General features: G+C 72.2%; 24 protein-coding genes and 6 tRNA genes. 10 read left to right on the forward strand and 20 right to left on the reverse strand.

All coding sequences use genetic code 11. The features are described 5' to 3' along the window. The first annotated feature begins 63 nt into the window (after nucleotides 1-63). Nucleotides 64-2,571 (forward strand): SCO7613 C-terminal domain-containing membrane protein, encoded by a 2,508-nt coding sequence (locus OG408_RS07450; RefSeq protein WP_326668995.1) that lies wholly within the window; start codon nucleotides 64-66, stop codon nucleotides 2,569-2,571. Nucleotides 2,572-2,607: 36 nt separating this feature from the next. Here OG408_RS07450 and OG408_RS07455 read toward each other — a convergent pair whose 3' ends face one another. The 7 genes from OG408_RS07455 to OG408_RS07485 all read right to left on the reverse strand — a co-directional run bounded on the left by OG408_RS07455 (nucleotide 2,608) and on the right by OG408_RS07485 (nucleotide 10,005). Continuing rightward, nucleotides 2,608-5,352: an exo-rhamnogalacturonan lyase family protein gene (locus OG408_RS07455; protein WP_326668997.1), complete on the reverse strand. Its 2,745-nt coding sequence runs from the start codon at nucleotides 5,350-5,352 to the stop codon at nucleotides 2,608-2,610. A gap of 90 nt (nucleotides 5,353-5,442) precedes the next feature. Further along, complete coding sequence (locus OG408_RS07460; protein WP_285566010.1) at nucleotides 5,443-6,024, reverse strand: hypothetical protein; 582 nt, start codon at nucleotides 6,022-6,024, stop codon at nucleotides 5,443-5,445. Nucleotides 6,025-6,030: 6 nt separating this feature from the next. Beyond that, complete coding sequence (locus tag OG408_RS07465) at nucleotides 6,031-6,894, reverse strand: carbohydrate ABC transporter permease (protein ID WP_326669000.1); 864 nt, start codon at nucleotides 6,892-6,894, stop codon at nucleotides 6,031-6,033. Beyond that, a complete protein-coding gene (locus tag OG408_RS07470; protein ID WP_442806013.1) occupies nucleotides 6,891-7,880 on the reverse strand; it encodes a carbohydrate ABC transporter permease in 990 nt (329 codons plus the stop codon). Before OG408_RS07470 ends, OG408_RS07465 begins: the two co-directional genes overlap by 4 nt. 13 nt (nucleotides 7,881-7,893) lie before the next feature. Next, a complete protein-coding gene (locus OG408_RS07475; protein ID WP_266776629.1) occupies nucleotides 7,894-9,177 on the reverse strand; it encodes an ABC transporter substrate-binding protein in 1,284 nt (427 codons plus the stop codon). 210 nt (nucleotides 9,178-9,387) lie between these two features. Then, nucleotides 9,388-9,459, reverse strand: a tRNA-Val gene (locus OG408_RS07480). Between the two features lie 54 nt (nucleotides 9,460-9,513). Continuing rightward, nucleotides 9,514-10,005 carry a TIGR02611 family protein gene (locus OG408_RS07485; protein ID WP_326669004.1) on the reverse strand — a complete coding sequence of 164 codons (492 nt, stop codon included), beginning with the start codon at nucleotides 10,003-10,005 and terminating at the stop codon, nucleotides 9,514-9,516. A 190-nt stretch (nucleotides 10,006-10,195) separates the two neighbouring features. On the opposite strand from OG408_RS07485, the gene OG408_RS07490 reads away from it, so the two are divergent. Together OG408_RS07490 and OG408_RS07495 are read left to right on the forward strand one after the other, a co-directional pair. Beyond that, nucleotides 10,196-10,609: an SsgA family sporulation/cell division regulator gene (locus OG408_RS07490; protein WP_003987206.1), complete on the forward strand. Its 414-nt coding sequence runs from the start codon at nucleotides 10,196-10,198 to the stop codon at nucleotides 10,607-10,609. A gap of 334 nt (nucleotides 10,610-10,943) precedes the next feature. Further along, nucleotides 10,944-11,519, forward strand: coding sequence for a CGNR zinc finger domain-containing protein (locus OG408_RS07495; protein WP_266776639.1), 576 nt, complete (start codon nucleotides 10,944-10,946; stop codon nucleotides 11,517-11,519). 4 nt (nucleotides 11,520-11,523) lie between these two features. Here the strand turns inward: OG408_RS07495 and OG408_RS07500 are convergent, their stop codons facing one another. From OG408_RS07500 to OG408_RS07515, 4 genes are all read right to left on the reverse strand, one after another. Continuing rightward, a complete protein-coding gene (locus OG408_RS07500; RefSeq protein WP_250970762.1) occupies nucleotides 11,524-11,679 on the reverse strand; it encodes a hypothetical protein in 156 nt (51 codons plus the stop codon). A 156-nt stretch (nucleotides 11,680-11,835) separates the two neighbouring features. Beyond that, nucleotides 11,836-12,807 (reverse strand): acetylxylan esterase, encoded by a 972-nt coding sequence (locus OG408_RS07505; protein WP_266776647.1) that lies wholly within the window; start codon nucleotides 12,805-12,807, stop codon nucleotides 11,836-11,838. Between the two features lie 61 nt (nucleotides 12,808-12,868). Beyond that, complete coding sequence (locus tag OG408_RS07510) at nucleotides 12,869-13,888, reverse strand: LacI family DNA-binding transcriptional regulator (RefSeq protein WP_266776649.1); 1,020 nt, start codon at nucleotides 13,886-13,888, stop codon at nucleotides 12,869-12,871. A gap of 230 nt (nucleotides 13,889-14,118) precedes the next feature. After that, a complete protein-coding gene (locus tag OG408_RS07515) occupies nucleotides 14,119-14,574 on the reverse strand; it encodes a hypothetical protein (protein WP_326669025.1) in 456 nt (151 codons plus the stop codon). Nucleotides 14,575-14,787: 213 nt separating this feature from the next. Between OG408_RS07515 and OG408_RS07520 the strand changes: the two genes are divergently transcribed. Further along, nucleotides 14,788-15,303: a DsbA family protein gene (locus tag OG408_RS07520; RefSeq protein ID WP_266776653.1), complete on the forward strand. Its 516-nt coding sequence runs from the start codon at nucleotides 14,788-14,790 to the stop codon at nucleotides 15,301-15,303. 45 nt (nucleotides 15,304-15,348) lie between these two features. Here OG408_RS07520 and OG408_RS07525 read toward each other — a convergent pair whose 3' ends face one another. From OG408_RS07525 to OG408_RS07535, 3 genes are all read right to left on the reverse strand, one after another. Continuing rightward, nucleotides 15,349-16,185 carry a GNAT family N-acetyltransferase gene (locus OG408_RS07525; RefSeq protein WP_326669027.1) on the reverse strand — a complete coding sequence of 279 codons (837 nt, stop codon included), beginning with the start codon at nucleotides 16,183-16,185 and terminating at the stop codon, nucleotides 15,349-15,351. Nucleotides 16,186-16,267: 82 nt separating this feature from the next. Next, nucleotides 16,268-17,089, reverse strand: coding sequence for an aminotransferase class IV (locus OG408_RS07530; RefSeq protein WP_266776657.1), 822 nt, complete (start codon nucleotides 17,087-17,089; stop codon nucleotides 16,268-16,270). Continuing rightward, on the reverse strand, nucleotides 17,086-18,123 hold the full coding sequence (locus OG408_RS07535; protein ID WP_326674487.1) for a chorismate-binding protein: 1,038 nt from the start codon (nucleotides 18,121-18,123) through the stop codon (nucleotides 17,086-17,088). The genes OG408_RS07530 and OG408_RS07535 overlap by 4 nt, the downstream gene beginning before the upstream one ends. Before the next feature lie 163 nt (nucleotides 18,124-18,286). Between OG408_RS07535 and OG408_RS07540 the strand changes: the two genes are divergently transcribed. The 5 genes from OG408_RS07540 to OG408_RS07560 all read left to right on the forward strand — a co-directional run bounded on the left by OG408_RS07540 (nucleotide 18,287) and on the right by OG408_RS07560 (nucleotide 18,729). Next, nucleotides 18,287-18,359, forward strand: a tRNA-Gly gene (locus OG408_RS07540). Between the two features lie 37 nt (nucleotides 18,360-18,396). Further along, a tRNA-Cys gene (locus tag OG408_RS07545) sits at nucleotides 18,397-18,470 on the forward strand. Nucleotide 18,471: 1 nt separating this feature from the next. Further along, a tRNA-Val gene (locus OG408_RS07550) sits at nucleotides 18,472-18,543 on the forward strand. 19 nt (nucleotides 18,544-18,562) lie between these two features. Further along, nucleotides 18,563-18,634, forward strand: a tRNA-Val gene (locus OG408_RS07555). Nucleotides 18,635-18,657: 23 nt separating this feature from the next. Beyond that, nucleotides 18,658-18,729: transfer RNA gene (locus tag OG408_RS07560), tRNA-Val, on the forward strand. A 129-nt stretch (nucleotides 18,730-18,858) separates the two neighbouring features. Here the strand turns inward: OG408_RS07560 and OG408_RS07565 are convergent. The 4 genes from OG408_RS07565 to OG408_RS07580 form a co-directional block, all read right to left on the reverse strand. Further along, complete coding sequence (locus tag OG408_RS07565; protein ID WP_266776659.1) at nucleotides 18,859-19,143, reverse strand: TFIIB-type zinc ribbon-containing protein; 285 nt, start codon at nucleotides 19,141-19,143, stop codon at nucleotides 18,859-18,861. 68 nt (nucleotides 19,144-19,211) lie between these two features. Further along, the gene (locus OG408_RS07570; RefSeq protein WP_326669031.1) at nucleotides 19,212-20,267 is read right to left on the reverse strand and encodes an aminoglycoside phosphotransferase family protein; all 1,056 of its coding nucleotides are present in this window, start codon (nucleotides 20,265-20,267) and stop codon (nucleotides 19,212-19,214) included. A 247-nt stretch (nucleotides 20,268-20,514) separates the two neighbouring features. Beyond that, nucleotides 20,515-20,724 carry a hypothetical protein gene (locus OG408_RS07575; RefSeq protein ID WP_285565988.1) on the reverse strand — a complete coding sequence of 70 codons (210 nt, stop codon included), beginning with the start codon at nucleotides 20,722-20,724 and terminating at the stop codon, nucleotides 20,515-20,517. Between the two features lie 186 nt (nucleotides 20,725-20,910). After that, complete coding sequence (locus OG408_RS07580) at nucleotides 20,911-21,171, reverse strand: hypothetical protein (RefSeq protein WP_266776665.1); 261 nt, start codon at nucleotides 21,169-21,171, stop codon at nucleotides 20,911-20,913. 205 nt (nucleotides 21,172-21,376) lie between these two features. Between OG408_RS07580 and OG408_RS07585 the strand changes: the two genes are divergently transcribed. Next, entirely contained in the window at nucleotides 21,377-22,657 is a 1,281-nt protein-coding gene (locus OG408_RS07585; RefSeq protein WP_266776667.1) for a serine/threonine-protein kinase, read from the forward strand. Nucleotides 22,658-22,686: 29 nt separating this feature from the next. Here the strand turns inward: OG408_RS07585 and OG408_RS07590 are convergent, their stop codons facing one another. Beyond that, the gene (locus OG408_RS07590) at nucleotides 22,687-23,505 is read right to left on the reverse strand and encodes a TrmH family RNA methyltransferase (protein ID WP_285565984.1); all 819 of its coding nucleotides are present in this window, start codon (nucleotides 23,503-23,505) and stop codon (nucleotides 22,687-22,689) included. A gap of 64 nt (nucleotides 23,506-23,569) precedes the next feature. Beyond that, on the reverse strand, nucleotides 23,570-24,823 hold the full coding sequence (gene cobA, locus OG408_RS07595) for a uroporphyrinogen-III C-methyltransferase (protein WP_326669035.1): 1,254 nt from the start codon (nucleotides 24,821-24,823) through the stop codon (nucleotides 23,570-23,572). Nucleotides 24,824-24,834 lie beyond the last annotated feature (11 nt).

A 24,834-nucleotide genomic window follows, 5' to 3' on the forward strand; every position in this document is an offset into this window, starting at 1 on the left:
CAGCCGGGCAACTGAGTACCCGTGCGCATGTCCGCCGGCGTGGCCCGCGCCACACTCGCGTCCATGGAACATGTGCCGCCACCCGCCGAGGAACTGACGCTCCTCGACCGTGAGCTCGCCCGGCTCGATCTGCGCCGGTCCCAGCTCCTGACCCGTCGCGCCTGGCTGGTGAGCGTGCTGCAGGCGCCCGCCCCGCTGCCGGCCGCGCCCTACGCGCCGCCGTTCCCGCCGCCTCCGGGCCGCGCCGCGGCTCCTTCGGCGCCCTTCGGGCCGCCCGCTCCCCCGGTCCGCTCCCGGAGTGCGCAGAACGTGCTGCTCACCCTCGGCGGTCTGCTGCTGACGATCGCGGCGATCGCGTTCACCCTGGTCAGCTGGGGTCAGATGGGGATCGGCGGGCGCTCCGCGGTGCTGACCGCCGTGACGGTCGCGGCGCTGTCGGCGCCCGCGATGCTGCTGCGGCGGGGTCTGTCCTCGACGGCGGAGGCGATCGGTGCGCTGGCCGCGGTGCTGATGGTCCTGGACGCGTACGCCCTGCACCGGGTCGCCCTGCCGGAGACCGACGGGCTCGGGTACGCGGCGGGCGCCTCGGCCGTGCTGGCGGTGCTCTGGGCGGCCTACGGTCTGCTGCTGGACCGGCTGCGGCTGCCGCTGCCGCTGGCCGTGGCCGGCGCGCAGCTGCCGCTGGTGCTGTGGGCGTGGGCGGTGGAGGCGGACGCGTCGGTGTTCGCCGGTGCGCTGCTGGCGACGGCGGCGCTGGACTGTGCGATCGCCGTGCGGTGGAAGGGAGTCGGGGTCCGGGCCACGGCCTGCGCGGGGCTCTGGGTGACCGGTGGTGCGGGGCTCCTGGTGGCGCTGGTGCTGTCGTTGTCGGCCGAGGGGCCCGCGGACGCGGTGGTGCCGGGTGCGCTGCTGCTGGCCGGTGCGGTGATCGCTCTCGCCGGGGCCCGGCGGGCGCCGGTGGCGCTCGCGGTGGCCGGTGGCGCGGTGGCCGGTCTTGCCGCCGTCGCCGCGGTGGGCGGGGTGCCGGGCGCCGCGGTGTCCGGCGGCTGGGCGGTGCCGGTGTATCTGGTCTGCGGCGCGCTGTTGCCGCTGGGGGCGCGGGTTCCGCTGGTGCGTCCGGCGGGGCGGGGCCTGGTGGGGGCCGCGGGTGCGGTGACGGCCGCGTCGGTGCTGTTCTCGGCCGCCCCGGTCGCCGTGGTGCTGGTGGGTCCGGTGACTCAGCTGGGCCGGGTGTGGTCGGGGACCCCGGACGAGGGAGTCCGCGGGGCGCTGGGGGCCACGGGGCTGCCGTGGCCGGAGATGGTGGCGGCCCCGGTGGTGCTGCTGATGGTGGCTGCGGTGCTCGGGGCCGCGTACCGGTCGTGGGAGCGCGTGGTGCGGTGGGCGGTGCCGGTGTTCTCCCCCGGTCCCGCGTGGCGGGGCGCCGCCGGTGCGGGCGCCGTGGTGCTCGGCTGGGCGGGGCTGACGGTGCTGCCGCCCGCGCTGGACTTCTCGTACCCGGTGGCCGTCTCGGTGCAGTCGGTGCTGGCCGCGGGGGTGCTCGCCCTCGCGGTGGGCGCGCTGCGCCGCGGCAGGACGGGTGTGGCGCTGACGGCGTGGGTGTGCGGCTCGGTCGGTGCGGTGGGCGTTGCCCTGCTGTCGCTGGGCTCGGAGCCGGTCACGTACGCGGTGTTCGGGATGCTGCTGCTGGTGTTCGGCGGCGGGGCCGCGGCGCTGGACGCGCCGCAGGGGCCGTCGCGCTCCACGGCATGGGTGACCGTGCAGGCGGTGGTGGCGTGCGCGGCCGTGGTGTGTGCCGCGGTGCTCGCCGTGGCGGCCGGCGCGTCGTTGGACCTGGCGGCGCACGAGGCGGCCCCCCTGCTGCTCGTCGTCCCCGCGCTGACGGCCGGACTGGGGGCGTGGCTGAAGGGGCGCGCGGTGGCGGTGCCGGTCGAGGCGACCGGTGGCGCGGTGGGACTGGCGGCCGTCCTGATGGCTCTGGACGACCGGCCGTTCCTCGCTCTGGTGCTGTCGCTGTGCGGGGTGCTGGCAGCGGCGACGGCGCTGCGCCCGGAGCGGCGCCCGGTGGCCGGGTATCTGGCGACGGCGCTGTTCGTCCTGGCGTCCTGGGTCCGGCTGTCGGCGTCCGGGGTGTCCTCCCCGGAGGCGTACACCCTGCCCGTGACCGTGCCGGCGCTGGTGGTCGGTGTGCTGCGCCGGCGCCGCGATCCCGCGGCCTCCTCGTGGACGGCGTACGGGGCGGGTCTGGCGGTCACGCTGGTGCCTTCGCTCTTCGCCGCCTGGGTCGATCCGCACTGGCCGAGGCCACTGCTGCTGGGTGTGGCGGCGCTGGTGGTCACGCTGGTGGGGGCGCGGCTGCGGCTCCAGGCGCTGCTGGTGCTGGGCGGTGCGGTGCTGGCGCTGGACGCGCTGCACGAACTGGCGCCGTATGTGGTGCAGGTGGTGGGTGCGATGCCGCGCTGGGTGGCGCCGGCGCTGGCCGGGGTGCTGCTGCTGGCCGTGGGCGCGACGTACGAGAAGCGGCTGCGTGACGCGCGGCGGCTGAAGGACGCCCTGGGCCGGATGCGGTGACGTGCCGCGCGCCGGCCCGGGGCGCCCTCGGGGGCCTCAGGCCGGCATGCGGTCGCCGACGAGGGCGAGGTTCTCGATGGCGGCTAGCCCGTAGAGCGCGGTGTCGTTGGTGTAGACCCAGTTGGCCTCGCTGCCCGGGACGGTGGTGACCGGGCCGCTCACCTTCTCGGTCTTCCAGGGGGCGGATTCCTTGTAGCCGTCGCTGTTGTAGAACTTCTCCCAGGCACGGGCGGCGAGCTTCTCGTCGCCCGTCTGCACGGCGGCGTACGCGTCCATCCGGGAGTGGCCCTGGAAGAGGATCAGGCTGCCGAAGTTGGAGCCGTAGCGGGCGGCCTGTTCGGCCTTGGTGGCGTTGAAGTAGCGGCAGTAGTCGAGGTACGCCTCCTTGAACTCCGGCATGTCGATCAGGCCGATGAGTTCGGCGCACAGTTCGTTGAGGCCGAAGACGCCGGACAGGTGGGAGACGCTGACGACGGGTTCGGTGGCGACGGCGAACTTCCCGGTGTCCAGGTCGTAGAGGCCGCTGCCCTGGACGAATCCGTTGGGCTGGGCGGCGATCGTCTCCATGGTGCCGAGCACCCGGGCCTTCGCCTTCTCGGCCTGCGGGCCGCCGCGCTCCCATTCGGTGAGCCAGGCGGAGACGAGTCCGCTCCAGTCGGTGCCGAAGCCGACGGACAGGGCGTGCCGGTCGGGGGTGTAGGGCTCGGTGCGGATCTTGCGGAGCGGGTCGAGGGCGAGGAAGGTCTCGTCGGAGTCGACGTTGGCGCGCATCAGGTCGCCGACGCGTTCGTCCGCGGTGAGGAAGTAGTAGAAGCGCCGGTAGGTGGTGTTGGCGATGCGCTGCTGTTTGGCGCTGTCGGCGTAGTGCTGGACGCCGTGACGGGTGCCGAGGCCGGCCCAGTCGCCGAGGTGGTAGACGTCGACCTCGCCGGTGTGGCGGGTCATGGCCTCGGCGAAGCGGAAGATGTCGGCGCGCCCGGAGCGCAGGTAGGCGTACCAGAGCCAGAGGTCGGGCGAGAGTTCGGAGTTGTCCCAGGCGTAGCCGCCGACGTCGTAGCGCCACTGGTGCCGGGCGGGGTCGTAGGAGTGCATGATGTCGCCGTAGTCCCAGAAGCCGTACCAGCGGCGCATCTCGACCTGGTCCTTGTAGTACGTGAACAGGAAGTCCAGGTGGTCCTCGATCTTCGCCTTAGCGGGCGTGGAGCGGTCGACCGGGGAGAAGAGCCCGCCGAAGACGCCCGCGCCGATGAGCTGTGAGGGCGGGGCGACGAGCTGCGGGAGGGTGCGCACGGTACGGGTCTGCTGGGCGAGGGCCTCGGCGCTGGGGGTGGAGTCGTTGGCCCAGAAGACGAGTTCGCTGGTGCGGGCGATGCCGTACGGGGTGCCGAAGCCGGGCTCGTAGTCCTCGTAGGTGATCTCGAGGCCTTCGAGCTGTTCGGGGAAGGTGTCCTGGCCGAGGCCGTCGTGGTAGAACCGCAGGTCCATCGGCTCGGACTCGGGCGACCAGAGCCAGATGGTGACCTCGGCGGCGTCGGTGTCGGCGCCCCGGATGTCGAGCTGGGCGGGGAACTTCTCCCAGAAGTCGCGCAGTCCGAAGGAGAGTCCGCCGCTCGCGCCGCCCACGTAGCCGAAGCCGGAGGCGCGCCGCCCGCCGCCCGCGGCGATCCAGCCGTGGCCCTTCCTGGTGCGCTTGCGCAGCGAGAAGCCGTCGGCGGAGAGCTGGCTGAGGGTGTAGTCGCCCCAGGTGGGGATGAGCGGGAGGCGGGTGGTGACGCGCTGGTCCCAGGTCGCCGGGTCGGGCAGCTTCGTGCCCTCGAACTGGGCGGCCTGGACAGCCGCTCCGGGGTCGCGGCGCAGTCCGGTGATGCCCTTGACGGCCTCCCGGAGCATGCCGCTCTCGTCGCCGCCGATGCGGATGTGCCGGTCGTACGTCTCGTCGCGCATCGGGACGGTGAAGCGGACGCCGAGGCCGCGGATGAAGTCGCCGCTCGCCTTGCCGGGCTCCTGGGTGCCGTCGAACGTGATCGTGTGCATCATGCGGAACGATTCGGCGCCGGCGTAGAAGTACAGCCGGACGGAGAAGGGCAGCCAGGAGCGGCTGCCCCGGCGGTGCTTGCCGTCGATGCGGACCACGGCGCGGACGGGGCCGCTCTGTTCGACCTCGGCCCTGGAGATGGCGCTCTCGAAGCGTTCGTACTTCTCCTGCCCCTGGTCGCCGTCCTCGATCTCGCCCTGGCGGATGAGGACGAGCCGGCCGTCCCTGGCTGTTTCGGTGGAGCCTCGGGTGAGGGAGGTGACGAGCGAGGAGCCGGTCTTGCCGATCTTCGCGGTGATGACGCCGGTGGAGACGGTGATGGAGCCGCCGCTGTTCTTGACGGTGACCTTGTGGGCGGCGGTGGCGGGTTCGCCGGTGGTGAGCGTGAACTTCTTGGCGCCGGCCGCCTCGGGGCCGACCGCGTGGGCGGTCCACTTCAGGGAGCCGTCGGGCCATTTGGCGGTGGCCCAGGTCTGGACGGGGACGTCCTTTCCGTCGGCGGTGGCCAGGGCGAACCTCTGGTCGGCGGGGAAGCGGCCCTTGGCCCAGGGGACGCCGAAGGTGGAGCCGGGCGCGGCGCCGAGACCCTCCTCCTCCAGCCAGCTGATCTCGACGGGGCCTTCGCCGGCCTTGCCGGTGGCGGCGGCCGCCTGCTGGGCGGTGTCGTTCAGCACCCAGGAGAAGGTGGTGGCCGCGCCGGCGACGGCGGCTGCCTTGAGGACGGTACGGCGGGGGATCGGGGACATCACGGCTCCAATTCGTGGCGAAAACGGGCATGCCTGATCGCACGCTGACGCGTGGTGGGACGTGGTGCGGTTGGGGGGCCGGCCGTCGGGTCAGCGGCGGTCGGCGGCGACCGCGGCCGCGGCCAGACAGCCGAGGGCGGGCGCGGCCAGCGGCGGGATCTGCCAGGCGGCGAGGGCCAGGGCGACGAATCCGCCGACGAGCAGCAGCGATCCGGCCGGGTCGGTGAGGGTCCGGCGGCCCGCGGCCCGGGCGGTCCGCTGCCAGGGTGTGCCGGGCTGCCAGGCGGCAGCCGTACGCAGCCCCCAGACGGCGACCGCCGGCAGTCCCAGCAGACTCACGACGATGAGCGGACCGCCGCCCGGCAGCAGGCCGGACCGGGCGACCTGCCAGTCGAAGGCGAGCAGGGCGAGCGCCGCCCACCAGAGCAGGGAGATCCGCCAGCCGGTACGGAACGCCTCGCGTGCGTCGGCGGCGAACTCCCGTATCCCGCCCGCCTCACCCGCCAGGTAGCGGCGCAGGTGGCGGCTCCCCGCGGCGAACGCCGCGGGGAGGGTGACCAGCGGCAGGGCGGCCACGGTGATCCACACACCGGTGAGCAGGCATTCGGTGAAGACGCTGAATCGCTCCCGGACGAAGGAGGTCCTGGGTGCGGTGCCGGTTCTGGTCGCCACGGGTGTTCAGCCCTTCAGGCCGGAGGTGGCCATGCCGTCGATGAGGTAGCGCTGGAAGGCCAGGAAGAAGGCCAGCACGGGCAGCAGGGCCACCAGTGACATCGCGATCATGCCGCCGTAGTCGGCGACGGCGTCCTGGTCGATGAACATCCGCAGCCCCATCGAGACGGTGTACTTGTCCGGCTCGTTGAGGTACAGCAGGGGGCCCATGAAGTCGTTCCAGGCCTGGATGAAGGTGAAGATGGCGCTGGTGATGAGCGCGGGCCGGCAGAGCGGCATCACGATCGACCAGTAGATCCGCAGGTGCCCGCAGCCGTCGAGCCGGGCGGCCTCGTCGAGTTCCTTGGGCAGTCCGCGCATGAACTGGACCATGAGGAAGACGAAGAAGGCGTCGGTGGCGAGGTACTTGCCGATCAGCAGCGGAGTGAAGGTGTTGATCAGCTCCAGCTTCTGGAAGAGCACGTACTGCGGAATGATCAGTACGTGGTACGGGAGCAGCAGCGTCCCGATCATGATGGCGAACATGATGTTGCGCCCGGCGAAGCGGACCTTGGTGAAGGCGTACGCCGTGAGCGAGCAGGACAGGACGACGCCGATCACCGAACCGACCGAGATGTAGGCCGAGTTCAGGAAGAACTTCCAGATCGGGATGTCGGCGATGCCATCGGCGAGCCGCCGGTAGTTGGAGGTGACCGGGTCGGCCGGGAAGAGGTTCAGCGCGCCGACGATGTCCCCGCTCGGCTTGAACGACGCGCCGATCGTCCACACCACCGGGTACAGGACCACCACGAGGATGGCCAGCGCGCCGATGTGCCAGGCGAGGGAGCCGGGGAGCCGGCGTCGTGCGGCAGTGGTGTCCATCGGGGTCATCGGCCCCCCTCCTCGTAGTGCACCCAGCGCTTCTGGGACCAGAACAGCACGGCGGTGACCAGGCCCACGGCGACGAGCAGCAGCCATGCCATGGCGGAGGCGAAGCCCATCCGGCTGTTCGCGAAGCCCTGGTCGTACAGGTAGCAGGTGTAGACGAGCGTGGCGTCGGCCGGGCCGCAGCTGCCGTTGCTGACGATGTAGGCGGAGGCGAAGATCTGGAAGGAGTGGATGGTCTCCAGCAGCACGTTGAAGAACAGCACCGGGGAGATCATCGGCAGGGTGATGCTCCAGAACCTGCGCCAGGGGCCGGCCCCGTCGACCTCGGCCGCCTCGTACAGCTCCCTGGGGACCTGCTTGAGGCCGGCCAGGAAGATCACCATCGGGGCGCCGAACTGCCAGACCGTGAGGGCCACCAGCGCGTAGATGATCATCTGCGGGTCGCCGATCCAGCCGCCGGCGCCGATGCCGAACAGCTGCTGTCCGCGGTCGACGACGGCGTCGTCGGAGAACAGGGCGCGCCAGACGATGGCGGCCGAGACGCTCGCGCCGATCAGCGAGGGGGCGTAGAACGCCGCCCGGTAGAAGGACTGGCCCCAGCGCTTCTGGGCCAGCAGCATGGCCACGGCGAGCGCGGCGGCCAGCTTGACCGGGGTGCCGATCACCACGTACCAGGAGGTCACCTTGACCGACTGGCGCCAGCGGGGGTCGGCGAACATGTCGGTGAAGTTCTTCAGGCCGACCCACTTGGGGGCGTCGAAGAGGTTGTAGTCGGTGAACGCGAGGTACAGCGAGAAGACCATGGGGCCGGCGATCAGGAACAGGAAGCCCGCGATCCAGGGCGACATGAAGAGATAGCCGGTCAGATTCTCGCGGTGGCCCCGCGGTTGCGGAGCGGGGCGGGTCTTGCGTCCCGGGCCGCTCCGCTCCACGGCGGCGAGGTCCGTGCCGAGGACCGGGCCGCTCGTGGAGGTCTGGATGTGAGTCACCGCGATGCTCCTCTCAGTTCGAGGCGAGGGCGGTCTTCGCCTCGGAGAAGAACTGCTTCACGGAGTCCTCCGGCGAGGCCTTGCCCAGGGACATGTCGCCGCCGATGCGCAGGAACGCCGCCTCGACGACGTCGGCGCCCGCCGGGTGCGGGGTGATGGGCTCCAGGACGCCCGCCTTGGCGATCTCGGTCTCGTACGCGCCGATCGCCTTGCTCGGGGCGTCGGTGGGCTGGAAGGCCTCGAACTGGGCGGTGGTGGCGGGGACTCCGCGGTCGTAGCCCATGATGCGGGCGACGGCGGGGTCGTGCGTCATGAAGCTGATGAAGGTGGCGACCTCGGCGGGGTGCTTGGTGCGGGCGGTGCCGCTGAGCATCAGCGAGCCGAGGTACTGGCCGGTCTTCTTGCCGTCGGTGGTCGGGATGGGCGCGAGGCTGTAACTGCTCTTGCCCTCCGCGCTGTAGCGGACGGAGAAGTTGTCCCAGGTGAACTCGCCGGCGGAGAGGCCCTTGGCGAGCGCGGAGGCCGGCTTGATCTGCTCGACCTTCTTCTGGTCGGCGTAGACGCCGGACTTGACCCGGGCGAGCGCCTCGGTCCAGTACGGCAGCAGTTCGTTCTCACCGAAGCCCATGCCCTCCTCGGTGAAGAAGGCCTTGCCGTTCTGGCGGAGGATCAGGTCGTAGAGGTACATGACGCCGTGCGGGCCGGAGTCGCCGGCTATGCCCTGACCGGACTTGATCTTCTGCAGGCCCGCGTACCAGTCGTCCCAGGTCCAGCCGAGGCCGTGGTCGACGCCGGCCTTCTCGAAGACCTTCTCGTCGATGACCAGGGCCATCGAGTTGCTGCCGACCGGGACGCCGAGCAGCTTGCCGTCGATCTCGGCGAACTTCTCCAGGCCGGCGCGGAAGCCCTCCAGTTCGAGATTGCCCTTCTTCGCCTGCGGGTTGAGGTCGAGCAGGACGTTCTTCGCCTCGTACTTGCGGAGGAAGGTGACCGCGTTCTGGATGACGTCGGGCGGGTTGCCGCCGGCCGCCTGGGTGTTGAACTTCTTCCAGAAGTCCGGGTACTGCTGGAAGTCCGTCTTCACCTTGATCTTCGGGTGCTTCTTCTCGAAGAGCGCGACGCACTCCTGGACCTTCTTGGCCCGGTCGTCGGCGCCCCACCAGGCATGCCGGATGGTGACCGGCCCATTCGAGCCGCCGCCCGAGCCGCAGCCCGCCGCGGTCAGCCCGAGACCGGCGGCCGAGAAGCCCGCGAGCTTCAGCATCTGCCGCCGGTCCATGCCCTGGTTCCGAGACATAGTTCGCCCCTACGCTTGATTGAATCGTTTTAGAAAGCGCTTGCCGGGTCAAAGTAGGGAGCGGCACCGGCGACGTCAATGGCTGGGACGAAAATCAATCGAAGCGCTTGAACGGGACGCCCGGGAACACGCCCGGCCGGAGCGCCCGCGGCATCCGGAAACGCCGACGGCCCGGAAGCTTCTGGAAGCTTCCGGGCCGTCGGTCCGGGGTGGGCGATACTGGGTTCGAACCAGTGACCTCTTCGGTGTGAACGAAGCGCTCTCCCACTGAGCTAATCGCCCGGGCGCACGCCAAACATTACCCCATGTCAGCGGCGCCCCACGACCATGCCCGGGTCACTCGTGGATCTTCCACGGCATGACGATTCCGAACTTCCAGACGTAGATCCCCACCAGCACCGCGATGATCACGAGCCCGATCACCGTGAGCGTGATGTTGCGCCGCCGGACCTTCGGATCGAGCGCCCGCTGGGCGGCCTCGGTGACCTTTCGGCGCGTCCAGCGCAGCACCAGCTGGGCCCAGACGAACTCGGTCGCCCAGATCGCCATGCCGCCGAAGATCACCAGCCAGCCGGGGCCGGGCAGCGGCAGCATCACGATGCCGGCCCCCACCACGGCCAGACCGACGATGAACACGCCGACCTGCCAGCTCAGGTGCAGCGTCCTGGACGCCTTGATGAACCCGGGCGCCCTGGAGCCGAGCTCCCGGTCCTCCTTCGTCACACCTTCCGTGACGTCCCCCGTCACGCTCTTTCGTTCTTCCCCCGTGGCGGAAGCCGGATCCGCCGGTGCGGCGGCCCCGTCCCGCTCGTCACTCTCCGCATTCATGGGGGTCAACCTACCCGAACGCTCCTCGTCACCGGAATGGCCGCATGACTCAAAGTTACACACCGCTGTACGAGCTACCTGAAGGATCACAAAACGGTCAGAGGGGTTTACAACGCCACCGTAGGTGGCATGTCGATTTCGCCGACGTGCGAATCCCCGAGCGCACACTGAGCGAAAGGCCCTGGCGCTTATGAACACCACGGTCAGCTGCGAGCTGCACCTGCGCCTCGTTGTGTCGAGCGAGTCCTCACTGCCTGTACCCGCGGGCCTGCGGTATGACACGGCCGATCCGTATGCCGTGCACGCCACCTTCCACACCGGAGCGGAGGAGACGGTCGAGTGGGTTTTCGCCCGTGACCTCCTTGCCGAGGGGCTGCACAGGCCCACCGGCACCGGAGACGTCCGTGTCTGGCCATCCCGTAGTCACGGCCAGGGCGTCGTCTGTATCGCACTGAGCTCCCCAGAGGGCGAAGCCCTGCTGGAGGCCCCGGCAAGGGCCCTGGAGTCGTTCCTGAAGAGGACCGACGCCGCGGTTCCGCCGGGGACCGAGCATCGTCACTTCGATCTCGATACGGAGCTCTCACACATCCTGGCCGAGAACTGAGCCAGGCCGAGAGCTGCACGGCGCCGTCCGACTCGGGGAGACGGCGCCGCGCAGACAACCTCATACGGCTGACACCGGCGCGGTCACCACGGAATCCACCGTGGTGACCGCGCCGGTCCGCGTTCCCCCGCTCCCCCGTGACGCCGTCGCACCCTCCCGGAGGCCGCACCTGCCCGCCGGACAGCCGCGGGACTCCCGGCCGCTCCCGGATGCCCGGGAGGTGCGCCCCAGGGGCCCCACAGGCCCCTCCGCACCCCTGCGCGGCAGGGCCGAGCCAGTAGAGTCAGCCCGCATCGGCGGGTGTCCCGCCCGCCGGAGGCCAGGGAGCGGAAGCGTGCTGATCCCCCACGACACCCGGATCGCCCTCGAAACGGTGGTCGATCTGGTGAACACCGCGCCGGAGAGCGAGCAGCCCGAAGGCGGCGAACCCGTCGACGGGCTCGCCGACACCGCGGCGCTCTACGCGTTCGCCGGACGCCACCGGGTCAGCGGCGTGGGCGAGCTCGGCGAGAAGGACCTGAGGGCCGTCCACGACGTACGGGCACGGTTCGCCGACGTCTTCGCGGCCACCGACGCGGCGGTCGCCGCCTCACTGGTCAACGCACTCGTGGCCGCCGCGGGCACGACGCCGCAGCTGAGCAACCACGACGGCTACGACTGGCACGTGCACTACTTCGCGCCGGACGCCTCGCTGGCCGACCACCTCGCGGCGGACTGCGGCATGGCACTCAGTTTCATCATCGTGGCGGGCGAGACGGAGCGGCTGCGGCGGTGCGAGGCGCCGGACTGCCGGCACGCCTTCGTCGACCTCTCGCGCAACCGCTCCCGCCGCTACTGCTCCAGCCGCACCTGCGGTAACCGCTTGCACGTCGCCGCGTACCGCGCGCGCCGCAGGGAAGCGGCCGGCTGACCGTTCACAGCACGAAGAGATCGTGCAACGCGGCCATCAGCAGCAGACTGCCGATCACCGTGAGGAAGATCATCAGAGGGGGCTGGGAAAGCGCGAAGAGGCAGCCACGCGGCTCTTCGGCAGGGGGTGCGGGGGCATCGCCCCGGGAGGTGTCCACCATCTCGGGACGATCATGACGCAGTCCGGCCCCCGCGTGTGGTCAACACGCCTTTTCGTGGCGGGAGTTCACTCCCCGAAGGAGGTTGCGAATCGCTCCGGCGTCCGATCCCCCGTCACGCTTTCGGAACGGCGCTCCCCCGCACCCGGCCCCGCCCCGTCAGCCCAGGTCGCGCAGCATACGCAACTGCGCGGCGCGGTGGACCGATGCGCCGCCCTCGTGGCCGTTCCAGGGGTAGACCTCGATCTCCTTGGGGCCGGCCCAGTTGTTGTAGGCGGCGAAGACCGTGGACGGCGGGCAGACGAAGTCCATCAGCGCCACCGAGTACAGCGCCGGCAGGTCCGCCCGGGCGGCGAAACTGATGCCGTCGAAGTAGGACAGGGTCCGGAACACCTGGTCGGCGTGGCCGTGTTGGGTGGCCAGGAAGCGGACGATCTCCTGGTACGGGTCCTTGTCGGTGATCTCCACGGCCCGCCGGAAGTGCGTCAGGAAGGGTACGTCGACGAGCGCGGCCTTGACGTGGGGGCTGAGCCCCGCCACCGCCTGGGCGATGCCGCCGCCCTGGCTGCCGCCGTGCACGACGATCCGGTCCGGGTCGACGGACGGGTGGGCACGGGCCACTTCGACGGCGCGCACCGCGTCGGTGAACACCCGCCGGTAGTAGTACGTGTCGGGGTCGAGGATGCCGCGGGTCATGAAGCCGGGCGACTGCGGGTTGGCGCCGCCGTGCGGGTCGGCGGTGGAGCCCGCCGAGTGGCTGTTGACGGCGCCCTGGCCGCGGGTGTCCACGACCAGGGCGGCCCAGCCGGCGGCGGGCCACACCAGGTGGTCGTGCGGCAGTCCGCGCCCGCCGCCGTATCCGAGGTAGTGGACGACGGTGGGCAGGGGGCCCTCGGCACCGGCGGGCACGTTCAGCCAGGCCCGTATGCGGTGGCCGCCCCAGCCGGCGAACGACACGTCATGGACGTCGACGTTGCTCAACGCCGCGTCGTAGGGGCTGAATTCGGCGTCCAGCGGGTGCTCGCCCGCCTCGTCGAGCGTGCGGCGCCAGAATGCGTCGAAGTCGTCCGGTTCACCGGACTCCGGCCGGTAGCTGCGGAGTTGGTCGAGGGGCAGGTCGAACAGGGACACGGCATCTCCATTTCGGGCATGCGGAAAGGGACGGCAGGGGCGGTGAGGGGGAGCGCGGGGCTCAGCGGGGCGTGGAGCTCGATGCGCGCACGACGAGTTCCGGCTGGAGCACCACGCTGCGGTGCTCGTGGGTGCCGTCCTCGTCGTCGGCCTCCTCCAGCAGGAGTTCGGCGGCCATCCGGCCCATGACGACGGCGGGCTGGCGGACCGAGGTCAGCGGTACGGCGGCGGCCGCGGCGAACTCGATGTCGTCGTACCCGACGATGGCGATGTCCTGCGGCACCCGCACCCCCGCCGCGTACAGGGACTGGAGCACACCGAGGGCGAGCAGGTCGTTCGCGCAGAACACGGCGGTGGGGCGCGGGACGAGCCCGAGCAGCCGGGCGCCGGCGTCGCGGCCCGCCGCCACGTCCAGCCGGTCGGAGGGGATCTCGACGAGTGCCCCGGGAGGAAGCCCGGCCTCGGCCAGGGCGGACAGCGCGCCCTCGCGGCGGTCCCGGATCTGGTGCAGGTCGCCGGGTCCGCTGACGTACGCCACCGAGCGGTGCCCGGCGGAGATCAGATGACCGACGGCCAGGGCGCCGCCCCGCACGTCGTCGACGGAGACCGCGCAGGTGCCGGTGCCGGAGGCGACCCGGTCGACCAGCACGTACGGGATGCGGTGGCGGCTGAAGGAGTCGAGGTTGCGGCCGGTGGCGTCGGCCGGTGTGACCAGGACGCCGCACACCCGCTGCTCCGCGAAGAGACCGAGGTACTCGGCCTCCTCCGCGGGGCTCTGGCCGCTGTTGCAGACCATGACACCGAGGCCCGCCTGACGGGCGGCGCGCTCGGCGCCGCGGGCCACGTCGACGAAGAACGGGTTGCCCATGTCCAGGACGAGGAGCGCCATGATCCGGCTGCGGCCCGCCCTGAGCTGGCGGGCCGACTCGCTGCGGACGTAGCCGAGCTCCTCGATGGCGGCCAGCACCCGGGCCCGGGTCTCGGGCAGCACGGCCTCGGGGCGGTTGATCACGTTGGAGACCGTGCCCACGGAGACCCCGGCCTGCCGGGCCACATCCTTGATCCCTGCCACACGCGCCACTTGCCCTGCCCCACTGATGCCCTTGGCCGCACTCGTGAAGCGGCGTCACCCCATCGTACGGACGGCGTGATCGTACGAACGGCGTGAATGAATTGTTTCAATCGGTTCGGGACGCTAGCCCTCTCGCCCAACGCCGTCAAGGATCATGACTGAATCGATTCATACTACAGCTGTTCCGCCGCGGCCGAAGAGGACCTGAGGACCGGGCCGGGGAAGGACCGGGCCGGGCGTCAGATGCCGTGCTTCTTCAGAATGGCCTCGATGTCGCTGAAGTCGTCGCCCTGCCCCGTGGGCGCCGCCTGCTTCTTCGGAGCCTGTCGCGGCTGGACCGCCGGGACACCGGCGCCCAGTGAGGGGGCCGCGGCGGCGGGCGCCACGGCATCGCCCTGCGCGGCCCGGGCGGCGGCCTTGCGTTCCTTGCGGCTGCCCCCGCCGCGGCGTTCGATCGCGCGCGTGGTGATGAACAGCAGCCAGGCCACCCCCAGCACCCCGAAGCCCAGCCAGACGCTCGGCTTGAAGGCGATGTCCGACACCCACTCGACGACCCCGGTCAGCACCAGGCCGATCGGCACCAGGGAGTAGGCGGCGATCCTGGTCGCCGCCAGGAACCGCTTCCGGTACGCGGTGACGGCGGCGATACCCAGGCCCGCCGCGGACGCCGCGGAACAAATGGTCTCGGCAAGCATCGGTGCCTCCAGGCGCAGGGGAAACGTCCCTTCCATCCTGCACCGGTCATCGTCCGGGGGGCCACGCTCCCGGCCCACATCAGGGACATTTCAGGGCCGGGCTCCTCCCCAGGTGCCGTGCGGGAGGGTGCCGGACGGCATGGGACCGGTCGCCGCTCCCCCGCCTCCGGGGCTCGGTCGTGGCACGCCCGCGCTCCCTGGGAGACTGGTCCCATGAGCGATTCCACCCCCGCAGCACCGGTCGTCCTCGACGTCTGGTGCGAGCTCCAGTGCCCCGACTGCCACCACGCCCTCGCCGATGTGCACGCCCTGCGCGCCCGGTACGGCGACCGGATCGACATCCGGCTGCGGCACTTCCCGCTGGAGAAGCACAAGCACGCCTACGCGGCAGCGCAGGCCGCCGAGGAGGCGGCGGCACAGGGCAAGGACTGGCCCTACATCGAGGCGGTGCTCGCCCGCACCGCCGACCTCGGCCGCACCGGCGAGCCGCTGCTGATCGAGGTCGCGGGGGAACTCGGTCTGGACGCCGAGGAGTTCGACACCGCCCTGATCGACGGCAGGCACATGCTGATCGTCGACGCCGACCAGGCCGAGGGCAAGGCGATCGGCGTCACCGGCACGCCCACGTACGTGATCGGCGGGGAGCGGCTGGACGGCGGCGCGAGCCAGGAGGGCCTGCGCGGGCGGATCGAGGAGATCGCCGACCGGCTGCTCGCGGACCAGGGCTGAGAACCGGCGGCCGGACCCGCTCCGCGCACCGGGTCCCGGCAGCGGCTACAGCGGCTTGACCAGGTTGTACTGCGTCGGCTCGTAGCCGAGCGACTCGTACAGCCGCACCGCGGGCGTGTTGGCCGTGACGACGTGCAGACCCAGTCGTACGTCGCCGGCGGCCAGCGCGAGCCGTTCGGCCTGGAGCATCAGCGCGCGGCCGAAGCCCCGGCCCCGGAACCGCTCGTCCACCTCGACGTCGAAGACGTAGCCCACGGTCAGGCCGGGATGCATCTCGAACCGGGCCACCCAGACGTACCCGGCCCGCTCGCCCTCGTGCACCAGGAGGTGCAGCCGCGCCCCCTCGGTGGCCAGGCCGTCGGGCAGGTGTCCGGCGTGCGAGGCGCGGGCCGCCCGCAGCGCCGTCCCCCGTGACGCACCGCGCGTCACCAGGCTCTCCGCGTAGGCGGCGATCGCCCCGTCCTCCCAGGCCGCGAACTCCTCCGGCGTCATCGGCCGGGCGGTCAGCCCGTCCGGGAGGGCCGGGGGCGTGGACGGCAGCCGCTTGAGCATGTTCCGGCTGCGCTCGGTGTAGCCGAGTGCGGCGGTCAGCCGTCGTGCGGCGGTGTTGTCGGCGGCCACCTCCGTCCGCACCTGGGTGCAGCCCCAGCCCCGCAGCACCTCTTCGGCCGCCAGCGCGGCGATGGTGCCGCGGCCGCGCCGTCGCACGGGCTCGTCGACGCGCAGGGCCCGCAGCACCCCCGTGCCGCCGTCCGAGCCCGCTTCGGTGCCGATCTCCACGGCCCCGACGGGCCGCCCGTTGTCGCACACGTCGTACGCGCGGCTCTGCGCGCCGTCGGCGCCTGGCTGGATCGGCCCGGAGGGCCGGAGTGTCGTGGTCATCAGAGAGTTTCTATCCCTTGCCCGCGGGCCCGTCATCCGCTTTTGCGGGCCCGGAGCCGCTCGGCGGCCCCGGGCGTCGCGCTCACGGGTCCAGGTCGTCGCCGGCCCGCTCGTCGAAGACGCGCATGGCCTTGGCGGTCACCGGTCCGGGCCCGCCGGGCAGTTCCCTGCCGTCGACCCGGTGGACGGCCTGGACGTCGCGCAGGGTGGAGGTCAGGAAGATCTCCTCGGCCCGGTCCAGGACGTCGAAGGGCAGCTCCGTCTCCTGCGCCCCGGTCCACTCCACGGCCAGGGCGCGGGTGATCCCGGCCAGACAGCCGGAGGCCACCGGCGGCGTGTGGAGCCGGCCGTCGAGTACGACGAAGACATTGGAACCGGTGCCCTCGCAGAGCTGTCCGACGGTGTTGGCGAACAGTGCTTCGGACGCGCCCCGCTCGTGGGCGCGGGCGAGGGCGACGACGTTCTCCGCGTACGAGGTGGTCTTGAGCCCGGTGAGCGCGCCGCGTTCGTTGCGCGTCCAGGGCACGGTGATCACCGCCGTGGTGTCCGGGCGCCGCTGCACCTCGCCGAGGGCGACGACGAGCCCGGGTCCGTCCGTGCCCCGGTCGGAGCCGAGCGGCGAGATCCCGCCGGTGTACGTGATGCGCATCCTGCCGAGTGCGGCCGGATTGGCCTCGGTGACGGCGGCGCAGGCCCGGCGCACCTCGTCGAGGTCGGGGGCCGGCAGGCCGAGGCCCCGGGCGGAGCGGGCCAGCCGGTCGAGGTGCCGGGTGAGGGCGAAGGGGCGGCCGTCGGTGGTCCTGACCGTCTCGAAGACGCCGTCGCCGACGGTCAGCCCGTGGTCGAGCACGGACACCCGGGCGTCATCGGCGGCCCGCAGTGCCCCGTTGACCCAGATCCTCATGGTGCGGTCCTTCCGGTTGCTTCGTAGGCGCCCGACGCTACCGCGAGCAGCCTGGACGCCTTCAGTTCGGTCTCGTCCCATTCCCGTTCCGGATCCGAGCCCCAGGTGATACCGGCGCCGGTGCCGAACCGCAGCACCGGTGCGGCCCCGGTCCGGTCGGTCCAGAAGGTGCGGATGCCCACGGCGAGCGAGGCGGTGGCCCGGTCGGCGTCCACCCAGCCGATGCCGCCGCAGTACGGGCCGCGCGGGGCGGTCTCCAGTTCCTCGATGATCCTCAGCGCGCTGGACTTGGGGGCCCCGGTGACCGAACCGGGCGGGAAGGCGGCGGCGAGGAGTTCCGGCCAGCCGGCGCCGTCGGCGAGCCGGCCGCGGACGGTGGAGACGAGGTGGACCAGGCCCGGGTGCTTCTCGACGGCGCAGAGGTCGGGGACGGTGACCGATCCGGTGGCGCAGACCCGGCCCAGGTCGTTGCGGACCAGGTCCACGATCATCACGTTCTCGGCGTGGTCCTTCTCCAGCAGGTCGGCCTCGGTGCGGCCGGTGCCCTTGATCGGCCCGGACTCGACCGTACGGCCGTCCCGGCGCAGGAACAGCTCGGGCGAGGCGGTCGCGATCTCCACGCCGTGCCCGGGCAGCCGAATCGTTCCTGCGTACGGGGCGGGGTTCCCGCGCGCCAGCAGGGCCGTGAGGGCGTCCACGTCCGCCGCCGCCGGGTCCGGCAGCGGCGCCGTCATCACGCGGCAGAGGTTGGCCTGGTAGACCTCGCCCGTCGCGATGTACGCGCGGATGCGGCGTACTCCCGCCGTGTACGCGGCGCGGTCGAGGGAGGACGTCCAGTCACCGGCGGCGGGTCCGCGCCAGGCGCCGCGCACCGGTGCGGGCACGGGTGCGGTACGCACGGTGGCGAAGCGGGCACAGACGAGCCGGCCCTCGAAGTCCGCGGACACCGCCCAGAAACCGGACGATTCGAGGGCCGCGGGATCACTGGTGACATCCTGCAGATCGGAGGCGACGAGGCCGCCGAAGCGGGCCATTGGGGCGAGGTCGTGCACGTCGGTGAGTCTAGGACGGCCCGCGGTGACCTGCGCCGGGCTGAGCGCACCTGCGCACGCTGCACAAACGCGTTTTTGTACTGGCCCCGGAATCCGCTAGAGTTCAACACGTCGCCGGGACGCGCAAGTGAACCGGAACCGACAAGCGGACGTAGCTCAGTTGGTAGAGCGCAACCTTGCCAAGGTTGAGGTCGCCAGTTCGAACCTGGTCGTCCGCTCGCAGAAGGTGGGGGATCTTCCCGAACTCCCACCCCTGGTGGAGTGGCCGAGAGGCGAGGCAACGGCCTGCAAAGCCGTCTACACGGGTTCAAATCCCGTCTCCACCTCCAAGGACGATTAGCTCAGCGGGAGAGCACTTCCCTGACACGGAAGGGGTCACTGGTTCAATCCCAGTATCGTCCACCGGTCCGCAAGGATCCCCGCGCGATTAGCTCAGCGGGAGAGCGCTTCCCTGACACGGAAGAGGTCACTGGTTCAATCCCAGTATCGCGCACGCAGTACACGCAGGGTCACCCTGCGCGATTAGCTCAGCGGGAGAGCGCTTCCCTGACACGGAAGAGGTCACTGGTTCAATCCCAGTATCGCGCACCGTCCGAAGCCCCGGTCGTCTCGACGACCGGGGCTTCGTCGTGTCCGGGCTCGTCGCGACCGGCCCGACGGCCGTGTCCGTACCGCGGCCCGGACGGGGTCCGTCCGGGCCGCGGTACGGCGAGCGGGTCAGGACGAGAAGAGCATGCGGCCGAAGCTCTTCTGGCGGTAATGGCCGCCGTGGTGCCCGCCGTGGTGCTGAGGGGCGCCCCAGGCGGGCGCCGGCGCGGCCGGGTAGGCCTGCGGGGCGGGCGGCGCGGGCGGAGCCTGCTGGTTCCACTGCGACTCCATGCGGGTCAGGGACTCCAGCTCGCCGTAGTCCAGGAATATCCCCCGGCAGCCGCTGCACTGCTCGATCTGAATGCCGTTGCGGTTGTACGTGTGCATCTGTGCGTGGCACTTGGGACACTGCATCTTCGGGCTCACTCCTCGCCGTCGGTTAGCCGTCGCCGGAATGCATGCCCGGCGGCGGTCGGTTCACCCTACGACGAGTGTTCGGCGGTCAACTCGGGCGGGAGAGAGGCAATTCGGGCACAGGCGTCGATCATCACCTGTTCCACCTCATCCGGAGCCCTGTGCTCCGCAGCGGACTTGGCGAGGGCGAGTGCCGCGGTCTGCACGGTGAGGGCCCGGGCGACCACGTCCAGCCCGGGCCACGGGTCGCCGTCGGCACGTACCGCGGGACCGCCCGCGGCCCGGTAGGCGGACAGGAAGCGGAACCAGACCTCGGGCGGCAGCAGCCCGGCCGCGTACCAGGCGGCGGGCCGCGCGAGATCCCACGCGGGGTCGCCGAGCCCCGCGTCGTCGACGTCGATCAGCAGCCACGCACCGTCCGCGCCCGGGTGCCGCACGAGCTGCCCCAGGTGCAGATCGCCGTGGCAGACGGCGTGCGCGGGAGCCGGTGCCTCGTCCCGCGCCCAGCCGGGCAGCCCGCGCCAGGCCGCGAGGACGGGAGCCGCGGCCGGATCGCCGGGCCGGGCCGCACACATCCGGGCGACGGCGAGCGCGGCCTTGGCCGGGCCCCTCATGGCGGGCAGGGCGAGTGACGCGGCCGGTGCGGGGTGCCGGCTCCTGGTGCGGTGGAGGCGTGCCAGGAGCGTGGCGGCCTCCTCCCACGGCGCCCGGTCCGGGTCGTCCGGGTCCACGGGCTGCCCGTGGGGCCACAGGGTCACCGGGCGGCCGTGCAGCTCGGTGAGGAACGGCGAGGCGGGCCCGGCCGCGCCGGCCTCCGGCAGGGGGTCCTCGGCAGGCCTTGCCGGCAGGGGGGCGAGCAGGATGCCGGTGAGGCCGGGGTCCGCGGCCAGCCGGAGGCGTGCGCGCAGGGCGGCGGTGTCCGTGCCGGGGGCGTGGGCCTTGGCGACGACGCCGCCGCACCGGACCACCGTGCCGTCCGCCCGGTCCGCGAGGACGGCCGGCGGCGGGCAGCCGCAGCGCTCCCCCGCACCGGCACGGGCCGCTTCGCGGTCCGCCCGGTGGGTTCCCGCGTGGACTGCCTCGTGGGCGAGGGCGCCCAGCGCGGTGACGAGTGCGGTGGTCACGTACTCCCCCGGTGGCACAGGATCGGCGGGCCCGGCCGGCGCCGTACCCGCCGCAGAGCGTACGCGGATCGGACCGGACGGCCGGTGGACGGGGTACGCCGGTGTCCGTACCGGCCCCGGACAGCGCGATGTCCGGTCAGCTCCCCAGCTGACCGGACAAACGCTGCCGTCCGCCGCACCCCCGTCCCCACGGGGTTGTTGGCCGGATGTCCCGGTCCGGACCGCTCTTCCGGACCCGGGGCGCCGCTCAGCGCCCCAGCATCACGCCCACGGACGACGCCTGTGTGACCACCGCTTCCCAGCCGCCGAAGACGACTGCGAGCAGGGCCGCCAGAGGAAGAACCATGGCCGTCGCCACCAGTGGGTGACGCTTGCCGGACGACGGGCGGCTGCCGAACGAGGCGTACGCCTTGCGTCCCTGCGTGCGGATCGCTGTCCGCGCTGCCGTGTCCGCCATGGTTCCTCTCCTGACCTGATGTGGAGCGGCGGGCGTTTGACCTCGGGGGACGAGTGCGACGCCCGCCGCTTGACTTCAACATTAGGGATCCGGGAGACGGGCGGCGTCATGCCCGCGTACCGAATGCCGGGCCTCCCGGAGGATGAGCCGTGGGTAGCCGGCGTACTCCCCTGGGTGGAGACGGGGCTACCCGGCGTTGGGGTCATCCCGGAGGGGACGCTCGGAGGCGTCCTCCCTGGGGACCGGCTGTTCGACCAGGGCGAGCACCCTGGTCGCCATGAAGCGGGCGGTGCGCACCACGGACCCGCTCCGCGTGACTTCACTCACTTCGACCACCCCTCGGCGGACCGCGGTCTCCACCCTGCGCCCTGCTCTGGAGGCCACAACTTCGTAGGTCCGGGTGGTGTCCCCGGCGTCCACGACTATCTCGACTCGATCGCCCTTCATTGATCCAATCCCCCTTCTGCGACGGACCTTTGAGATCTCGCACGGGCCGGGGAGCGTGGATCCGCGGCTCCCTGACCACTCCTCAAGTTTCCCACCCGGCACTGACAATCGAATCTCCGGCGAGGGCGCGGCCTCTGAGCGCCCCGGGCGGCGGGTACGTAAGCTGTGCCTCGTCAGGCGGACCAGGCAGCGGGGATGGGCAGACATGGCGATGATGCGGCTCCGGCGCGAGGACCCGCGTGTCGTCGGCTCGTTCAGACTGCACCGGCGGCTCGGGGCGGGCGGCATGGGCGTCGTGTACCTGGGTTCGGACCGGCGGGGCCAGCGGGTCGCGCTGAAGGTGATCCGGCCCGACCTGGCGGAGGATCAGGAGTTCCGCTCGCGGTTCGCGCGCGAGGTGTCCGCGGCCCGGCGGATCCGCGGCGGCTGTACGGCCCGGCTGGTCGCCGCCGACCTGGAGGCGGACCGTCCGTGGTTCGCGACGCAGTACGTACCGGGGCCGTCGCTGCACGACAAGGTGGCCGAGGAGGGTCCGCTGTCGGCGGCCGAGGTGGCCTCGATCGGGGCGGCGCTCTCCGAGGGCCTGGTGGCGGTGCACGAGGCCGGTGTCGTCCACCGTGACCTGAAGCCGTCGAACATCCTGCTGTCCCCCAAGGGCCCGCGGATCATCGACTTCGGAATCGCCTGGGCGACCGGTGCGTCCACGCTCACGCACGTCGGCACGGCGGTGGGTTCGCCCGGCTTCCTCGCGCCGGAGCAGGTGCGGGGCGCGGCCGTGACGCCGGCGACGGACGTCTTCTCCCTCGGGGCCACGCTGGCCTACGCGGCGATGGCCGACTCGCCTTTCGGGCACGGCAGTTCCGAGGTGATGCTGTACCGCGTGGTGCACGAGGAGCCTCAGCTGTACGACGTGCACGACGCGCTCGCACCGCTGGTGAGCGCCTGCCTGGCGAAGGACCCGGAGGAGCGGCCCAGCACCCTGCAACTCTCCATGCGGCTCAAGGAGATCGCGGCGCGGGAGGCGCAGGGGCTGCACGAGAGCCGGCCGCCGGCGCAGCGCTCGCCGCAGGAGGCGGACCGCCCGACCGGCCGTCTCGACGGCCCGTACACCGAGCAGCAGACGCGTCGCGCCGCCGGTCCGGGGCCGGCGTCGCGTCCGCAGAACCGGCAGACGGCTTCACCCCGTCCGGCGGCCCCGCGCACCGGTGGTTCGCGCCCCGCGCAGCAGCCGCCGCGCAGCACGACGCGTCCGGGGAAGCGGTCCCAGGGCTCGGCCGGGACGAACGGCAGGCCGGGCACCCGGCCCGGCCCCCGCACGACCTCGACCGGCCGGCGTCCTGCCAATCCGCGGCTGCTGCGGCAGCGGCTGGTGGTCTTCGTCGTGGTGACGCTGCTGGTGGCGCTGGGGATCGCGGCGGCCCAGGGCTGCCAGGGACCGGCCCGCGGTCTGGGGGCGGGCCAGCACCAGGAGCAGAGCGAGCGGTAGGCCGCTCGCCCCGGATCGGCTCGGGGGGCTCAGTTCTCCGGGCGGCCGGTGGCGACCGCGTAGAAGGCGACCGCTGCGGCCGCGCCGACGTTCAGCGAGTCGACGCCGTGGGCCATCGGGATGCGTACCCATTCGTCGGCGGCGACGAGGGCCTGCGTGGACAGTCCGTCGCCCTCGGCTCCGAGCATCAGGGCGACCTGGTCCATCCGGTGCGGGGCGGCCTCCTCGATGCTGCTGGCCTTCTCGTCCGGGGTGAGCGCGAGGAGCTTGAAACCGGCTTCCCGTACGGTCTCCAGCGCCTTGGGCCAGGTGTCGAGGCGAGCGTAGGGCACGGAGAAGACAGCGCCCATCGAGACCTTGACCGAGCGCCGGTACAGCGGGTCCGCGCAGTCCGGGGAGAGGAACACGGCGTCCATGCCGAGGGCGGCGGCGCTGCGGAAGATCGCGCCGATGTTGGTGTGGTCGTTGACCGCCTCCATGACGACCACACGGCGGGTGGTGCGGAGCAGTTCGTCGGCGGTCGGCAGCGGCTTGCGCTGCATGGAGGCGAGGGCGCCGCGGTGGACGTGGTAGCCGGTGACGCGTTCGGCGAGCTCGGGGCTGACCGCGTACACGGGCGCCGGGACCTCGTCGATGACGTCGCGCATCAGGTCGACCCACTTCGCCGAGAGCAGCATGGAGCGCATCTCGTACCCGGCGTGCCGGGCGCGTCTGATCACCTTCTCCCCCTCGGCGATGAAGAGGCCCTCGGCGGGCTCGCGCCTGCGCCGCAGTTCGACGTCGGTCAGTCCGATGTAGTCGCTCAGGCGGGGGTCGTCGGGGTCGTCGACGGTGATGAGATCAGCCACAGGTTGATACTGCCTTGTCCGGTGTGTGGTGCCAACGGTCTGGAGGAAGATCCGTTACCGCTGGTTACTCGGTGGTTCGCGCGACGGCCCCGGGGCCGACCGCGACGACGTCGCCGATGACGATGACGGCGGGCGGGCGGACGTCCTCGGCCACGGCCCGTTCGGCGACCGTGGCGAGCGTCGCGTCGACGCGGCGCTGGGCGGCCGTGGTCCCTTCCTGGACCAGGGCGACGGGGGTCTCGGGGGGCCTGCCGTGCGCGATGAGCGTACGGGCGATGGCGCCGATCTTGTCGACGGCCATCAGGAGCACCAGGGTGCCGCGCAGCCGGGCGAGCGCCTCCCAGTCGACCAGCGATCGCTCGTCGTCGGGGGCGACATGACCGCTGACCACGGTGAACTCGTGGGCGACACCGCGGTGGGTGACGGGGATGCCGGCCGCGCCGGGAACCGAGATCGAGCTGGAGATGCCGGGCACGACGGTGCACGCGATGCCCTCGGCGGCGAGCGCCTGCGCCTCCTCCATGCCGCGCCCGAAGACGAACGGGTCGCCGCCCTTGAGCCGCACGACGGCCTTGCCCGCCTTGGCGTGCTCGATCAGCGCGTTGTTGATCGCCTCCTGCGCCATGTAGCGGCCGTACGGGATCTTCGCGGCGTCGATCACCTCGACGTGCGGCGGCAGTTCGTCCAGCAGGTCGCGCGGACCGAGCCGGTCCGCGATGACGACGTCGGCCTCGGCGAGGAGGCGGCGGCCGCGGACGGTGATCAGGTCGGGGTCGCCGGGGCCGCCGCCGACCAGGGAGACGCCGGGGGCCCTGGTGCGGTGGTGGGGGGCGGCGAGGGTGCCGTCGCGCAGGCCCTCGACGATGGCGTCGCGGACGGCGGCGGAGTGGCGCGGGTCCCGGCCGTGGGTGTCGGTGGTGAGCACGGCGACGGTCACGCCCTCGCTGCGGCCGGTGGCGGGGGTCAGGGCGGTGGCGGCGTCCGCGTTGTCGCTGCGGACGCACCAGGTGCGGGTGCGCTCGGCCTCGGCGGAGGCGGCGGCGTTGGCCGCGGTGTCGTCGGACGCGACGAGGGCGTACCAGGTGTCGGCCAGGTCCCCGTCGGCGTACGGGCGGCGCTCCCAGCGGATCTCGCCGGCGTCGGCCATCGCCTCGACGGACGGGGTGGCGGACGGCGAGACGAGGACGATGTCGGCGCCGGCCGCGATGAGGGCGGGGAGGCGGCGCTGCGCGACCTGGCCGCCGCCGACGACGACTACGCGGCGCCCGCTGAGGCGCAGTCCGACGGGGTAGGCGGGGTGATCGGCGTGCTCGGCCATGGCGGTGCGGG

It is taken from the genome of Streptomyces sp. NBC_01257 (assembly GCF_035917255.1).
Classification (GTDB): domain Bacteria; phylum Actinomycetota; class Actinomycetes; order Streptomycetales; family Streptomycetaceae; genus Streptomyces.